Annotated in this window: 10 protein-coding genes and 3 pseudogenes; 7 read left to right on the forward strand and 6 right to left on the reverse strand. The window is 58.0% G+C overall.

Features of this window, described 5'->3' with window-relative positions:
• The first annotated feature begins 3 nt into the window (after positions 1-3).
• The 6 genes and pseudogenes from AC0L7U_RS13345 (at position 4) to AC0L7U_RS13370 (ending at position 7,202) form a co-directional block, all read left to right on the forward strand.
• Positions 4-867 carry a MurR/RpiR family transcriptional regulator gene (locus tag AC0L7U_RS13345; RefSeq protein ID WP_473691340.1) on the forward strand — a complete coding sequence of 288 codons (864 nt, stop codon included), beginning with the start codon at positions 4-6 and terminating at the stop codon, positions 865-867.
• Positions 868-939: 72 nt separating this feature from the next.
• On the forward strand, positions 940-1,719 hold the full coding sequence (locus AC0L7U_RS13350) for an SDR family oxidoreductase (RefSeq protein WP_473691342.1): 780 nt from the start codon (positions 940-942) through the stop codon (positions 1,717-1,719).
• A gap of 59 nt (positions 1,720-1,778) precedes the next feature.
• Positions 1,779-3,703 (forward strand): annotated as a pseudogene (locus AC0L7U_RS13355) (beta-N-acetylhexosaminidase).
• 11 nt (positions 3,704-3,714) lie between these two features.
• The gene (locus AC0L7U_RS13360; RefSeq protein WP_473691344.1) at positions 3,715-5,154 is read left to right on the forward strand and encodes a M81 family metallopeptidase; all 1,440 of its coding nucleotides are present in this window, start codon (positions 3,715-3,717) and stop codon (positions 5,152-5,154) included.
• A 43-nt stretch (positions 5,155-5,197) separates the two neighbouring features.
• The gene (locus AC0L7U_RS13365) at positions 5,198-6,454 is read left to right on the forward strand and encodes an MFS transporter (protein ID WP_473691347.1); all 1,257 of its coding nucleotides are present in this window, start codon (positions 5,198-5,200) and stop codon (positions 6,452-6,454) included.
• Positions 6,451-7,202 (forward strand): annotated as a pseudogene (locus AC0L7U_RS13370) (copper homeostasis protein CutC). The gene AC0L7U_RS13365 and the pseudogene AC0L7U_RS13370 overlap by 4 nt, the downstream one beginning before the upstream one ends.
• Before the next feature lie 4 nt (positions 7,203-7,206).
• On the opposite strand, the gene AC0L7U_RS13375 reads toward AC0L7U_RS13370, so the two are convergent.
• Positions 7,207-8,040 (reverse strand): LysR substrate-binding domain-containing protein, encoded by an 834-nt coding sequence (locus tag AC0L7U_RS13375; protein ID WP_473691349.1) that lies wholly within the window; start codon positions 8,038-8,040, stop codon positions 7,207-7,209.
• A 155-nt stretch (positions 8,041-8,195) separates the two neighbouring features.
• Between AC0L7U_RS13375 and AC0L7U_RS13380 the strand changes: the two genes are divergently transcribed.
• Positions 8,196-9,440, forward strand: coding sequence for a YbfB/YjiJ family MFS transporter (locus AC0L7U_RS13380; protein ID WP_473691351.1), 1,245 nt, complete (start codon positions 8,196-8,198; stop codon positions 9,438-9,440).
• A gap of 260 nt (positions 9,441-9,700) precedes the next feature.
• Here the strand turns inward: AC0L7U_RS13380 and AC0L7U_RS13385 are convergent, their stop codons facing one another.
• From AC0L7U_RS13385 to AC0L7U_RS13405, 5 genes and pseudogenes are all read right to left on the reverse strand, one after another.
• The gene (locus tag AC0L7U_RS13385; protein WP_473691353.1) at positions 9,701-10,312 is read right to left on the reverse strand and encodes an NAD-dependent epimerase/dehydratase family protein; all 612 of its coding nucleotides are present in this window, start codon (positions 10,310-10,312) and stop codon (positions 9,701-9,703) included.
• Complete coding sequence (locus AC0L7U_RS13390) at positions 10,309-11,214, reverse strand: SMP-30/gluconolactonase/LRE family protein (protein ID WP_473691354.1); 906 nt, start codon at positions 11,212-11,214, stop codon at positions 10,309-10,311. Before AC0L7U_RS13390 ends, AC0L7U_RS13385 begins: the two co-directional genes overlap by 4 nt.
• Positions 11,211-12,908 (reverse strand): ABC transporter ATP-binding protein, encoded by a 1,698-nt coding sequence (locus tag AC0L7U_RS13395; protein ID WP_473691356.1) that lies wholly within the window; start codon positions 12,906-12,908, stop codon positions 11,211-11,213. Before AC0L7U_RS13395 ends, AC0L7U_RS13390 begins: the two co-directional genes overlap by 4 nt.
• 9 nt (positions 12,909-12,917) lie before the next feature.
• Positions 12,918-13,987, reverse strand: a pseudogene (locus AC0L7U_RS13400) (ABC transporter permease).
• Between the two features lie 77 nt (positions 13,988-14,064).
• Complete coding sequence (locus AC0L7U_RS13405) at positions 14,065-15,051, reverse strand: ABC transporter permease (protein ID WP_473691357.1); 987 nt, start codon at positions 15,049-15,051, stop codon at positions 14,065-14,067.
• Positions 15,052-15,214: the final 163 nt, after the last annotated feature.

Raw genomic sequence — 15,214 nt, forward strand, 5'->3', positions numbered from 1 at the left:
AGCATGGATATTTTCGCGCGCCTTCAAGAAGCGCAGGACCAGTTTTCTGCGTCTGAACAGCGTATCGCCGATATCCTGCTCAATGACTTCGACTTTGCCGTCAACGCCACGATCATTGAACTGGCGGAGAGGGCGGAGGTGTCTCCGCCCACGGTCACGCGGTTCTGTCGGCGTCTTGGCTGCAATGGCTTTGCTGATTTCAAGGTTGGGTTGGCACGAACCTCTTATGCCGGGGTGCGCTATCTGAACCCGGAGCCAAAAAGCTCGGCGCCTGCCGATGTGGCGGGCGATATCATCACCAAAGCCCAGAACGCACTTTATCTGGTGCACAAGGACTTGGATCTCGTGGCCATCGACAAGGCTTCTGATCTGTTGGCCCGTGCCGAAATGATCTACGCCTTCGGTTCGGGGGGCAATTCAGCGATGATCGCGATGGAGCTGCAAAACAGGTTTTTCCGGTTGGGCAACCGCATCACGGTCAGCCACGATCAGGGCATGCAACTCATGCTGTCTTCCGCAGTGCGTCCGGGAGATGTTGTGATCGGGTCGTCCTTCTCCGGGCGCAACGCCGATTTGGCGAAAGCTTTTCGTCTGGCGCGCGAACAGGGAGCTGAGACGATTGCCCTGACGCAAAGCGACACGCCGGTGGCTCGCACGGCCTCCGTGTCGATCACCCTTGATCTGCAAGAGGGCCAGAATATCTTTCGGCCAACATCCTCACGCTTCGCCTATCTCGCGGTTGTCGACATTCTGGCCAATCTCGTGGCCTATCGAAACACCAAACAGGCGCAGGTTTCTCTGCGCCAGATCAAGCAAAATCTCGTTGAGCATAGAGACGGAAACGACAAGCAGGTGCTCGGGGACTGAGCTGCCGGAGGACCCTTCTGGCAATCTCCTTGTCCTGTATTTGTCTCGGCGCATCGTTACAGGGAGAGAAGGATGCAGAACGCAGACCTTGCAGTCGTGACCGGGGCCGCCGGAGATATTGGGCGCGCCATTGCGGTGAAGCTGGCCGAGACGCATAGCGTTGTGGCCTTGCTGGATATTGACGCTGAAGCGCTGATCGCAGTGGCAGGAACGCTTGGTGATGAAGCCCGGTTCTTGCCGATTGCCTGTGATGTTACCAGCGAAACAGAGCTGGCGGATGCCGCAAGCCGTCTTGCGGGTCTCGGGCGTGTGCGCACTCTCGTCAACAATGCCGGTGCTGCCCGTGCATTGAGCTTGCAATCGACAACTGGTGCGGTCTGGCGTCAGGACAATGCCCTCAATCTGGAAGCGGCTTTCCTGTGCTTCAAGGCGTTTGAAGATCCTTTGAAAGCCGCTCATGGCGCCGTGGTGAATATTGCTTCAGTCAATGGCATGGGTGTGTTCGGCCATCCCGCCTACAGTGCAGCCAAGGCCGGACTGATCCAACTGACAAAACTCATCGCGGTTGAATACGGCAAGTTTGGCATTCGCGCCAATGCCGTTGCGCCGGGAACCGTGCGCACACAGGCATGGGAAGCGAGAGCGCAAGCCAATCCAAATGTCTTTGAGGATGCCAGCCGATGCTATCCACTCGGACGTATCGTTCTGCCGGACGATGTTGCGGCCGCGGTGTCGTTTCTGGCCGGTGACCAGGCCGCCGCGATTTCCGGGATTTGTCTGCCGGTTGATTGTGGCCTGACCGCAGGGTCGGCCGAGCTTGCGGGCACCTTTTCACAGTCGGCTGACTACTGAGTTTACGCGCATTCGCAAATCAAAAAGATGGCAGCAAAAGCTGCAAGGGGAACAAGATCATGACAGCACTATCCTTGCGTCTGGAAAACGCGTGGCATCCGGTTGAAGGTGATGCCGCCGGCGGCTTGACGTTCGCGCTCATCAACCTGTCGGACGTGTCCTTGTCCGGCTTCAAGCTGGTCTTCACGTCTTTGACACGGGTTTTGGAGGATCCACGCTGCGATAACGCAGTGTTTCTGCGTCGCAATGCCAATTTTCATGAAGTTGCTCCATTGGATGGCTTTACGCTTGAACCGGGAGCAAGCTGGACTTTCGGGCTTGAAAAATTGTGGCGATCTGCAAAGCACCGTACGGACGGTGCGAAGTCTGCCTATGTCACGCTGTCTGACGGCACTCATCATGATGTGACTGTCGCTGACCTGATGCTGCAAGGGGCGACGCCGGAGGTGCCTGCGCCTCTTTTGCCCGACGTGGACCCGCCGCAGCCCTTTGCAATTTTGCCTTGGCCCAACGATGTGGAATTGGAAGCCGGGGAATTTTGCCCGGTCGCCTTGTTTCCCGCAGATAATGTTGCCGCACATGAAAAACAGGCGATGGATTGTGTGTCGAACCTGGCGCGTCGTCTGTTTTCCTGCGCACAAGCTCCTTTTGTTCTGACCCCTGTCGAAAGCGGATGGCCAGTTCATTTCACGCAAGACAAGGCGCTGGGCAAGTCCGCATACGCCGTGTCGTTTGGCGATGAGGTAGTGCATCTGGCCTATGGCGATACAGCGGCACTGCAATACGGGCTGACCGTGCTTGCGCAGCTCTTGCAAGGGGCACAGGACCAGCCGCAGCATCTGCGGTTTCCCGCCTCGGGAACGATCAACGACAGTCCGCGCTATGGTTGGCGCGGTTGCCATCTGGACGTGTCACGGCAATTTTCAGAGCCGGAGGATGTTGCCCGGCTGATTGACATTCTCATGCCTGGCACAGGATGAATATTTTTCATTGGCACCTGAGTGACGATGAGGCGTGGCGTCTTGAGATCAAGGCCTACCCGGAGTTGACGGATGTTGGGGCCCTGCGCGGTCCGGACGGGCCGTTGTTGCCTCAGTTGGGCAATGGTGCGGAGCCGGTTGGCGGCTATTACACACAGGACGAGGTTCGTGAGATCGTCGCGCATGCCAGTGCATTGCATGTCGACATCATGCCGGAGATCGATATTCCCGGTCATAGCACCGCAATGCTTGTTGCCTTGCCGGATCTGATTGACGGGCAGGAAGCTCCGGACAGCTATCACTCGGTGCAGGGGTTCCCCAACAATGCCTTGAACCCGGCCGTGGACCTGACCTACGAAGTGCTCGGCAAAGTGTTTGACGAGATGGTGGAGTTGTTTCCATTTTCGCTCATTCATGTCGGCGGTGACGAAGTGGCGGATACCACCTGGATGGCGTCGCCAATGGCCAAGAAACTGATGGACGAAGAGGGGCTTGAGGGCACCTTCGCGCTTCAGAGCTATTTCATGAAGCGGATGCAAACCATGCTGGCACAGCGGGGCCGCAAGCTTGCCGGTTGGGACGAGGTATCCCACGGTGGCGGTGTCGATCCGGACGGCACGTTGCTGGTGGCGTGGCAGAAGCCCGAGGTCGGTTTGGAGCTTGCGCGCCAGGGGTATGATGTCGTGATGGCACCGGGACAGGCCTATTATCTTGATATGGTGCAGGATGAGGCCTGGCTGGAGCCGGGTGCAAGTTGGGCAGGCACTGTGCCGCCTCATCATAGTTACACTTATGAGGCTGTGGGGGAATTCCCGGAAGATCTGAAGGTGCGGATGCGAGGCGTGCAGGCCTGTATCTGGACAGAGCATTTCCTGAACCGGGATTATTACAATCACCTGATGTTTCCGCGTTTGCGGGCAGTGGCAGAGGCTGCGTGGACGGCCAGTGAACATAAAGACTGGAACCGCTTCGCGTCTCTCACCGGTCTCGGGCCGGTGCTGTAAAGGGGGATCACATGACTTATCGTATTGCAATTGGTGGCATTCATACGGAATGCAGCACCTATTCGCCCGTTTTGATGCAGCCAGAAGACTTTCGCGTTTTGCGTGGTGAAGAGCTGCTGGCCGCAGATTATTTCAGCTTCGTGAAGCTTGATGATGTCGAGCACAAGCCGTTGTTTCATGCCCGTGCGGTGCCGGGCGGGGCACTGGCGCGCGACACATACGAGGCCTTCAAGGCTGAATTTCTGGAACGTCTCTCAACTGAACTGCCCCTGGACGGGCTTTATCTGGCGATGCATGGTGCCATGAAGGTTGACGGGATGGACGATGCCGAGGGCGACTGGATTGCGGCCGCCCGCCAGGTGGTTGGAGATGAGTGCATCATTGCGACAAGTTATGATCTTCATGGCAATGTGACGCAAAAGATCGTCGACCAGATCGACATTTTTGCAGCCTATCGCACCGCCCCGCATATTGATGTGCGTGAAACGATGACACGCGCCTGGACCATGCTTCTCAAGGCGCTGCAAAGTGGGGCAAAACCGGGAGTGGCATGGGTGCCTGTGCCCGTGCTTTTGCCGGGCGAGCGAACCTCGACGGAAGATGCGCCCGCAAACGCGCTTTATCAGGTGCTGGCCGAGTATGATCATCGCCCCGGTGTGTGGGATGCCAATCTGATGGTGGGGTACGTCTGGGCCGATGAACCTCGGGCGACGGCCTGCGCCGTGGTGACGGGTAGCGACAAGGAGAGCGCCCAGGAGGTTGCGACCGCCATTGCACAATCCTGGTGGGAGGCGCGACGGGACTTCGCCTTCGGCCCGGTGACCGGGCCTTTGGACGATATGCTGGATCTGGCAGAGGCGACAGACACCCGCCCGGTCATTTTGGCGGATTCCGGAGATAATCCGACGGGCGGTGGGGTCGGGGATCGGGCTGATGTGCTCAAAGCCCTGTTGGAACGCAATTTTCACGGCGCTGTTATTGGGGGGCTGACCGATCGTTCCGCCGTCGAGGCCTGCTTTGAGGCAGGTGCCGAAGCGCAGATTTTCCTGAAAATCGGGGCGTCGCTGGATCCTGCGGGGGCTTGTATTGAAGGGATGGCCCACGTGGTGATGCTCAAGGATGCCGGGGAGGTCGCCGACCGTCAGGCCGTGGTGCGCATCCATGATGTGACGATTGTGCTCGCAGCCCGACGGCGCCCCTATCACACTATTGCCGATTTCACGCAGTTGGGGATTGATCCGAAGACACTGCGTCTCCTGGTGGTAAAATCGGGGTATCTTTCTCCGGAACTTGCGCCGATTGCCAATCCCAATCTGATGGCATTGACGGATGGATCGATCAATCAGGACATTGAAGCGTTAAGCAGTGAACGCCGTGTCCAGCCGATCTATCCCTTTGTGAAAGACTTCGACTATTCACCTCAGGTGTGTTTTTCCGCACGCTGGGCCTGATGCGACGGCCCTGCCTTGGCAGGGCCGCAACCCGGACAGTCCAATGTCATCGTCCTTATCGTTGATTATCGAAAACCGGCGGTTTCGCGTGGCCGCCGTCGGCGTGTTCTTGTTCGGTTTTTGCAGTGCCGCCATTGCCCCCTACAAGTCTTTGATCGGCATCGACGAACTGGGGATGTCGGATACTGCTTTTTCTGTTTTGATCTTCCTGTCTTCGCTGGTCAATGTGCTCGCGGCGATTACAGCGGGCACGATCGCCGATCAGTTGGGTCAATTTCGCTTGCCCATGACGATCCTGTCGGTGTTCGGTGTCATCGGTTACGGGATGGTTTATCTCTTTCCCTCGGCGATGAGTTTCAGTCTGGCAATGCTGATCTTCATCCCGGTGTTCAATGCGCTGAATGCGCTGCTGTTTGCCAGCGTTCGGGCGGAAGCAGGCCATTTGACACCACGGGAACTTCTGTCGGTCAATTCGACTGTTCGCTCGCTGTTATCGTTTGCCTGGATCCTGGTGCCCGGACTGATTGGTGTGCTGCTGGCCGGGCGTGGCAGCATGGTCCCGGCCTTTGTTTTTTCTGCCGGTGCAGCGGGGTGCTGTCTTGCCCTCTTCTGGGTCGGGCTGCCTGGGCAACGCAGACGATTGCGCACCAGCGGATTTACCTCACACAGCTTTTGGGTGTCTTTGCGCCAGATCTGCGATATTGCCGTTTGGCCAAAGGTTGTCGCGATCGCCTTGATCACGGCAATGCTGCAAATCAACACGGTGGTTCTGCCCTTGTTGCTCACGGGGAAGGCGCATGGGTCATCGGGGGATGTCGGGGTCATCGTGGCGATCGTGGCAGCTCTTGAGATCGTGTTCATCATCGCTTGGGGGCGGATTGAGGCCATGCGCTCGGCCTTGTTCTCAATTGTCGCTAGCGCGCTGATTTATTGCGTTTACATGCTGCTTTTGTCAGGTATCACGTCAACGACACAAGCCTATGCTCTGACGCTGATCTCAGGATTGGGCGCGGCGGGTATCATTTCCATTCCCATTACCTACTTGCAAAACCTGATTGCGCGACAGGCCGGTCTTGGAAGCTCGCTCATCTCGGTCAATATGTTTCTGAGTGGTGGGTTTGGATCCTTGTTCTTTGCGCTGGGCACATGGGTCAGCGATTACGCCGGGGTGGCGCTGCCTGGGCGCACTTGCCGGGTTGGTGGGCGTGGTGCTGCTTGTGTGGCTGGAAACGGTAGGCTCTCGCTCCAATGCGGAGGCGTGAAACAGATGATCTTGCGCAGAAAGGCAAGTTTGAAATGACATCAGAACCGTTGCTGGAAGTCTGCGTCGACAGACCAGAAGGACTTGCAGCCGCAATCGCGGGTGGTGCGGATCGCATTGAGTTATGCGCGGCGCTGGAACTTGGGGGGCTGACACCAACGGTTGGTTTCATGCAGCTTGCAGCGCAAAGCCCGATCCCCGTGCACGCTCTGATCCGACCTCATGCCGGCGATTTTTGCTATGACGAGGCGACGATCGCCTGCATGGAGGAAGATATCCGCACAGCCCGGCGCATCGGTCTGGCTGGGGTTGTTTTGGGGGCGAGCCAGAAAAACGGTAAGCTTGACCACATCGCGCTGGCGCGTCTTGTGGCGGCGGCGGATGGCCTGTCTCTGACCTTGCACCGGGCGTTTGATCTGGTGCCGGATCTGGCCGCAGCGCTCGAAGGCGCCATTGAACTCGGATTTAGCCGCATTCTGACCTCCGGCGGCAAGCGAACGGCCCTCGAAGGTGTGGACGTCTTGCGCTCTCTCGCACTTCAGGCGGGGGGCGGATCCGGATTTTGCCTGGAAGTGGCGTTCATGTTGACGCGGTGAGCTGCCTTTTGTCCTTGCCTGAAATTGACGAGCTGCATGCCTCATGCCGCTCGCACCGCCCGCTTGCGGACAGCCGTGCGGTGGAGTTCGGTTTCGCCGATGCCACCGTGCAGGTCAATGATGCTGAAAAGGTGCGGGCGTTGAAAGCGGCCATGCGCGAGGCTGTCCGGCAATCGCTTGTGAATGGGTGACTGCTCAACCGGTCAGGAGTGCCTTGGGACCATTGCCGAGAAGGTCTTGAAAGGCGGCGATACCTGGTGTTTCGGCACCGTCTTTCCAGACCATGAAGGTGATGGCTTTGGTGGTTTCCAGCGGTGTTATGGAGATATTGTCTGCCATCAGCATGGCAAGCACCGAGCGTGGTAACAGTGAGACACCAACTCCGCTGGACACGCAAGCCAGAATGGCGTGATACGAGCCAACCTCAATCACGTCAGGCACTTGTACGTCTTGTGTGCGATACCAGATTTCCAACCTGTGGCGATAAGCACATCCCTTGGTGAAGCCGACAATTGGCAAGCGCTGCAAGTCCTCTGGCGAGGGTGTTGGCCCGAGAGAAGCCGGGCTGATGACCATCAACTCTTCCTGAAAGGCTTCGACGCCGCGCAGTCCATTCTGAGGTGCGTCAAGGTCGATGGCATAAGCGTCAATGAAAACGGCATCCAGTTCATCGTGCTTGAGCCGCTCAATCAATGTGGTGCTGGGAGCTGTGACAAAGGACCGGAGCCGTCCCGGCCAGCGCCGGTGAAAACTGGCAAGATACGGTGGCAATCGGCTGGCGGCGCAGGCTTCCATAGCCCCGATCCGCAAAGTGCAATCTGGCTGACGGTTGGTCACGACGCCCGACGCCTCGTCTGTCAGCTTGAGGATCTGGCGGGCATAAGGCAGCAGCCGCAGTCCTGCCTCGGAGATATGCAGACGCCGCTTGTGGCGCAAAAAGAGCTGTTCTCCCAGCGCTTCTTCCAGATTTTTCAACCGTGTTGAGACGTTGGAGGGCACACGACCCATCCGTTCAGCGGCGGCGGTCACGCTGCCTTCCTGTACGATTGCGCAGAATGTCTTGAGGTCGTTCAGGTCCATTGTTCTCTATTTTATACAAAATATTCTTATATATTCATTTTTATTGAAAACAAATCTGTGTCAAGCCCTCCCTTGAATGAACACCAATCAAACGGGAATACGAGATGGGCAAGGCATTCGCGCCTGAAGATAAAATCGCACGCGGCAGGGTCACGGGTCTCGGTATGGCCGCAGTTGGTATGCTGTCGCTAGCCATTGCCATGGGCATCGGGCGATTTGCCTATACGCCGATCCTGCCTTTGATGCTGAAAGAGGATCACCTCAGTTTCTCAACCGGGTCTCTGATCGCCAGCCTCAACCTGGCCGGGTATCTGATTGGCGCTCTTTTGGCGATCTGGCTGCGGCACCGTTATCGATTGATGATGCTGTTGGGGCTGGGTTTGATTGCAGCCAGCTTGCTTGCCATGGCTTTTACCAAGAGCATTCTGATCTGGGGCATCGTGCGGACAATTGCCGGGATTGCCAGTGCATTCGGACTTGTCGGGTCGTCCAACTGGTGCATGCAGCACCTCATTGCGATCCGCTCTGAAGGCATGCGAGGGGTGCTTTTCTCCGGCCCCGGTGTGGGCATTGTGATCTCGGGTGTCATGGTCACCTGGTTGAACAGTGCTGCGGTCGGCGTCGATGGCATCTGGATCACATTGGGTGTGGTAAGTGCCGCCCTCACGGTGTTGATTGCGTTTTACGTGCAAGCGCATAGCCGGAAGCAGGCTGACCAACGTCCTGCGACAAAGACCCCAGAGGCTGTCGTGACCTCTAAGAGCGTGTCACACAGTGACTCGAGCCTTGGAAAATGGCTTCTGGTAATAGCCTACGGCTTTGCCGGATATGGCTATATCACCACGGCCACCTTTCTTCCGTTGATCGCGCAATCCGCGGGTTTGCCGCAGTGGGAGCAGACATTGATCTGGCCGTTGTTTGGTTTGGCGGGGGCTCTGGCGGTCGTTGTCCTTGGCCTCGTGCCAACCCACCATAACATTCGCCTGCTGGTGGGCGTCTATGCGGCCCAGATGGTGGGGGTTCTGCTGCCTGCCGTGCTGCCAGCTCTTATCGCTTTGGTTCTGAGCAGCGTGCTGGTCGGCTCAACCTTCATTGCCATTGTCATGTTTACGATGCATGAGGCCAAGGTTCGTTACAACGACCCGAGCCTTGTCGCATCGCTGACCGCCTCTTACGCGCTGGGGCAGATGGTCGGGCCTTATACGTCTGGTCTGCTCTACGATGTGACGCAGTCCTTTGCCCCGGGGCTGCTGATTTCTGCGGCGGGGTTGGCTGCCGCCATCGTCCTGACGGTGCTGGAATATCGTATCTGGCACAGGAAGCAGCTATCGGTCGCGGCTGCCGCCTGACTTCAGATCAAGAGTCCGGATCACAGGCGTGCTTGAGAAACGCCTGTGATCCGGACATTTTCTCGCCGTCTCAATCAGGGCTGCGGTCAGACGGACGAGAATTCGGGGTGTGCTCTGGCAACGGGTTTTCCGCAAAGGGCCCGCCGAGCAACGGGCCGATGATTTCATTGGGATCTTCAGGGTCGCGCGGACCGTCTTCGGAATGGTCCAGTGCTTTCCAGTCGATTGCGGCGCCTGCTGTTCCGGAAAGGCACCCCGCCTTATTGTCCGAGACGCCATGGATGACCAAGGCAACCCAGAGTGTCAGCCTTGTAAGCCCGGTCAATCATGCGTGCGAGGTCCGCCGCACTGAGCCATGTGGTTAACATGCGGCGGCTGCGGACGGTCTCGAAACACGAGCCGATGCGGATCGACAATGATTCCAACCCGCATTTGGCGTGGTAGGTTTTGGCCAGCAGTTCGCCGTAGCATTTCGATAAGCCATAGAAACTGTCGGGCTGCATTTCGGCTGTTTCGTCTAGGTGCGCTCCGAAGGGGTGCATGCCCAGTACGTGATAGGAACTCGCCAGAACAACGCGTTGAACGTTGGCTTGGCGGGCGGCTTCCAAAATGTGGTATGTGCCGCGAATGTTGCTGTCCAGGATATCCTCGAAACTTGCCTCCATGGACCGGCCACCCAGATGCACCACACCATCGACAGTTTGCATCAACGCGTAGATCTCGTCGAACTTGCCAAGATCGGCGGCGACAACACCAGCATCCGGGTCAGCGCGGCGGTTGGTCAGCACCAAGTCATAGTTCATCTTGCGCAACAAGGGCACGAGCAGCTTGGCAACATTGCCGGTCGCTCCGGTCACAAGAAGGCGTGTCATTCGATCAGGCTCCCGCTGGTCAACTGTTGATCTGGCTGCGCACGATAGCTGTGTGCGGCCACACCCTTGATGGGCAATTCTGCGGCAAAGAGGCATCCGGCCTGCGCGTCACCGGCGCCGCCGGGACGAAGGCTGGTGACAAAGGCGGTCTTCATGTCCGCTCCGCCAAAGGTGATATTGGTTGGATTGCTGGTCGGCACATGCAGGACACTGTCGAGGCGTGCCGTCTGCGGATGCAGGCGCAGCACCCGCCCGGCATCGGAGGCGGCAATCCAGTAGAAACCGTCCTCGTCGAGAGCTGCCCCATCCGGGCGTCCGTCCATTGCGGAAAAATCGGCGAAGACGCTGAGCGGGCTGGCCAGCGTGCCATCCGGAAACAACGTCGCCGTCCAGACCGTTTGAACGCTCGGATGGCTGTCTGACACGTAGAGCCGTGCCCCATCAGCGGATATGGCCAGCCCGTTGGGAACAAGAAATCCTTCCGCAATCTCGCGTACCGTGCCTTGCTCCAGGCAGAAAAGCCGCCCTTTGCCCGGGCGCTCAGGCTCGATGCTCGCACACCAGAACCGGCCCTGCGCATCGGTGACGCCATCGTTCATTCGGTGGCCATTTCCCTCACTCAAGGGTGTGGCAATCAACTTTCTTTCCAGCGTGTCACCATTGATTTTCAACTGCTCGAAACCATAGGAGGTGCCTGCCAGAAAATGGCTCCCGAAGGGCACGATACAGCCCAGGGACCCCTCGAGATCATAACGCCGGGTTGAGCCTGTCTGGGGATCAAAGCGGAGAAGCCCGCCCGCCATGATGTCGCAATACCACAAGGCCCCGTTCAGCCATTGCGGGCTCTCGGCCAGATCAACTCGCGGCACACTTATAGGCGTGGCGTGGAAAACGGCGGTCATGCCAACTCCGTGTGCGAGAGTGGCTTGCGGCGGCGGGACATGTCCGGCACGGGCACGGATTCGATCAGCTTTTGCGTATAAGGATGCTGAGGGTTGGTGCAAATCTGTTCGGCATCGCCAATCTCGACGATCTTGCCTTTTTGCATCACGGCCACCCGGTCGCAGAAATAGCGTACCACGGTCATGTCGTGGCTGATGAACACAAAGGAGATGCCGAGTTCCTCGCGCAGATCGGCCAGAAGATCCAGCACCTGATGGCGCAGGGATACATCAAGCGCCGAGGTTGGCTCATCGGCGATAATGAGGCGCGGGTTGGGAGCCAGGGCCCGGGCAACGGCGATACGCTGGCGCTGTCCGCCCGAAAAGGCGTGCGGATAGCGGTTGGCGGTGTTGGCGGGCAGTCCGACACGATCCAAAAGATAGGCGACCCTGTCGTGCATTTCCTTGCGGCTCATGTTCATCATGCGCAGGGGTTCGGCGATGGTTTCGAACACGGTCATGCGCGGGTTCAACGATGAATGCGGATCCTGAAAAACCATGCGCATTTCGGTGTAAAGCTCCCGCATCTTCGCGCCACTTGCGTCGGCAATGTCAATGACGTCGCCGGTCCGTGGCGTGTATTGAATCGTACCGCCATGGGGGCGATAGATTTGCAGCATTGCCCGCCCCAGGGTCGTCTTGCCGGAGCCACTTTCGCCGACAATTCCAAGGGTTTCACCAATGTTGACGTGCAGACTGACGTCATCAATGGCCTTGAAACCATAGGCAACCTTGCCGCGCTTGCGCTTTGAGCCGAAGTACAGCTCCAGATTTTTGACAGCCATCAGAGGTTTGGCTTGCGTTGAGCCAATGCTGCGGGGAAGGGGAGTTTCGAGCTTCAAAACGGAGCCAAGCAAAGCGGCGGTATAGGGGGCTGTCGGCCGCTTGAGCACTTGCTCTGCCAGACCTTCCTCAACCTTTTCGCCGCGGTACATGACCATGACGCGGTCAGCGATTTCAGCAACCACACCAATGTCGTGGGTGATGAACAGCACCGCCATGTTGCGTTCTTTCTGCAAGGCCACGATCAGGTCGAGGATTTCGGCCTGAGTGGTCACGTCGAGCGCAGTCGTTGGTTCATCGGCAATCAGCAGGCGCGGGTTGCAGGACAGGGCCATGGCGATCATGGCGCGCTGACGCATGCCGCCGGAATACTCGAAGGCATAGCGGTCAACGGCGGTTTCCGGATCCGGGATCTTGACCTGTCGCAACAACTCAATCGCTTTGGCTCGGGCGGCTTTGCGGTCAATTTTTTCATGCAGTCGAATGGCTTCAATGATCTGGTCGCCGATGCGATGAACCGGCGACAACGATGTCATCGGCTCCTGAAAGATCATGGAGATCTGACTGCCGCGGATGCGGAGCATGTCCGGGCTGCTGGTGCCAGCCTTGGCAATGTCGACATCCGGACGACCCTTGGCACCCGACAGAACGATTTCACCACCGGTAAGGCGCCCCGGTTCGGCCAGAAGTTTCAGGATGGCGCGGGCCGTCACACTTTTGCCGGAACCACTTTCGCCCAGAACACAGAGTGTCTCGCCCTCATAAACATCAAAGGAAACGTCGCGTACGGCTTGAACAACCTGCTTGTGAACCGGAAACTCGATGCTGAGATTGCGCACTTGCAGCAGGGGAGTAAGAGCTGGTGTCGTCATATCGAAACCTCACGCATAAGGGTCGGCTGCATCGCGCAGACCATCACCAAGAAAATTGAGCGCCAGAACGGCAATGATCACGGCTGCACCGGGGGCCAGAAGCCAGGGGCCTGTGTCAGAGCGCGCAGGTTTTGCGCATCCTGAAGCAGCACACCCCAACTGACGATGGGGGGCTGAAGCCCGAGACCCAGGAACGACAGCGAGGTTTCGGCGAGGATCATATTGGGAATGGCCAGCGTGACGGCGGCAATGATGTGGCTGGTGAAGGAGGGCAGCATGTGGCGACTGATGACGCGCATCTGACTGGCGCCATCCAACCTTGCGGCGATGACGAAGTCTTCTGTGCGAAGCGAAAGGAAGCGGCCGCGAACCACGCGGGCAATCTCTGTCCAGCCGATCAGGGACAGAATGATCAGGATGACGAAATACACCGTCAGTGAGGACCAGTCCTTGGGCATGGCAGCTGCCAGCCCCAACCACAGCGGAATGGTGGGGATTGAGCGGATGAACTCGATCGTGCGCTGGATCGCACTGTCGACAATGCCGCCGACATAGCCGGAAATACCGCCCAGAATGACACCGATGATCAGACTCAGTCCAACGCCGACCAGTCCGATGGACATGGAAATGCGGGTTCCGTAAATCAGTCGGGTCAGCAAGTCACGTCCCAGTCGGTCCGCGCCCAGCAGATAAAAGGGCTGAGAGGGATCGGCAGGACCAAACACATGAATGTCGGTGTTGAAGAGTCCCCAGAAACTGTAGGTTTCGCCATGGGCAAAGAACGTGATCGGAATGATTTTGTCCGGATCGACCTTGAAGACGCGGGTGTAGGTCGCCGGGTCGACGACACTCTTGTAACCTTCGACATGCGGCAGGAACGACCCGTCATAAAACAGACTGATCGGCTGTGGCGGCGCAAAAGTATATTGCGGCTTGAAGGTGCCGGGCAGCGAGGGCGACAGGATCTCAGCGAACAATGCGATCAAATAGATCAGGCTGGTCGCGATCAGGCCAATCATCGCCAGTTTGTGACGACGGAATTTGTACCAGATCAGCGCCCATTGCGAGGCGACGACCATCCGGTCGGTCGTGGTCTGATTGTCGAGCAGCTCTTCGCCGCCGGTCGTCTGTGGTTGGGTCGAATTGGATGCAGAACTCATGACAGACGAATCCTCGGGTCGATAATGGCCAGGAGAATGTCGGACAGCAATGTCCCGACAAGAACGAGCGCACCGGTCATCAGCAGGAAGGCACCGGCCAGATACATGTCCTGCGATTTGAGAGCTTGCAGCAGTAGGGGCCCGGCGGTCGGCAGGTTCATCACGGTGGAAACGATCAGTTCGCCAGAAATCAGTGTCGGCAGAACCCAGCCTACTGTCGAGATGAACGGGTTAATGGCCACACGCACCGGATACCGCAAGATGGCGCGGCGTGGCGGCAGGCCTTTGGCCAGCGCGGATTCCACATAAGGCTTGCGCAGCTCGTCCAGAAGATTGGCGCGCATGATGCGAATGAGGGAGGCGGTCCCGGCTGTTCCCAGAATGATTACCGGTATCCATGCGTGCTTGAGAAAGTCCCATGCTCGGCCAAATGACCAGGGAGCGTTTGCAAACTCGGGAGAGAACAGTCCGCCGACGCTCTGGCCAAAGTGAATGGTGGCCACATACATCAGCAGGATCGCGAGCAGGAAGTTTGGCGTCGCCATGCCGATGAAGCCGAGAAAGGTAAAACTGTAGTCGCCAAAGGAGTATTTGCGCACCGCCGAGTAAATACCGATGGGCAGAGCGGTGATCCAGACGAACGCAAGCGTCATTAGTGCCATCAGGCAGGTCATGCCCATCCGGTCGACGACAAGTGTGCTGACCGGCTGGTTCCATTCAAAGGAATAGCCGAAGTCGCCATGCAGTACGATGCCCCCGATCCAATGGACATATTGTTCCGGCAAGGGTTCGCCGATGCCATATCGGTCACGCAGGGTTTCAAGCTGTTCGGGGGTCATCGTGTTGCCGTTTTCGGATGCCTGAGCGGCCAGCGTCGACACGAAGTCACCGGGCGGAAGCTGGATCACCACGAAGGTCAGCAGCGAGATTGCGAACATGGCCGGGATCATCCCGAGAACGCGAAGAGTGATAAAGCGCAACATCTGCCGAGCCTTTCCTGAACCTTGCAAAGCGCTTTGCGCCCTGATGCCCTGTCGGCGTAAGGACAAAAGCCGTGTCTGTGTTCCTGTCAGACGCGTTGCGCGCGCAGACAGTTCGGCAGGCAAGGTTTGATCGAATGCATTGGGAAGGACAGTCGGCACTGGG

The sequence above is a fragment of the Roseibium sp. 10G30-5 genome (assembly GCF_055809635.1).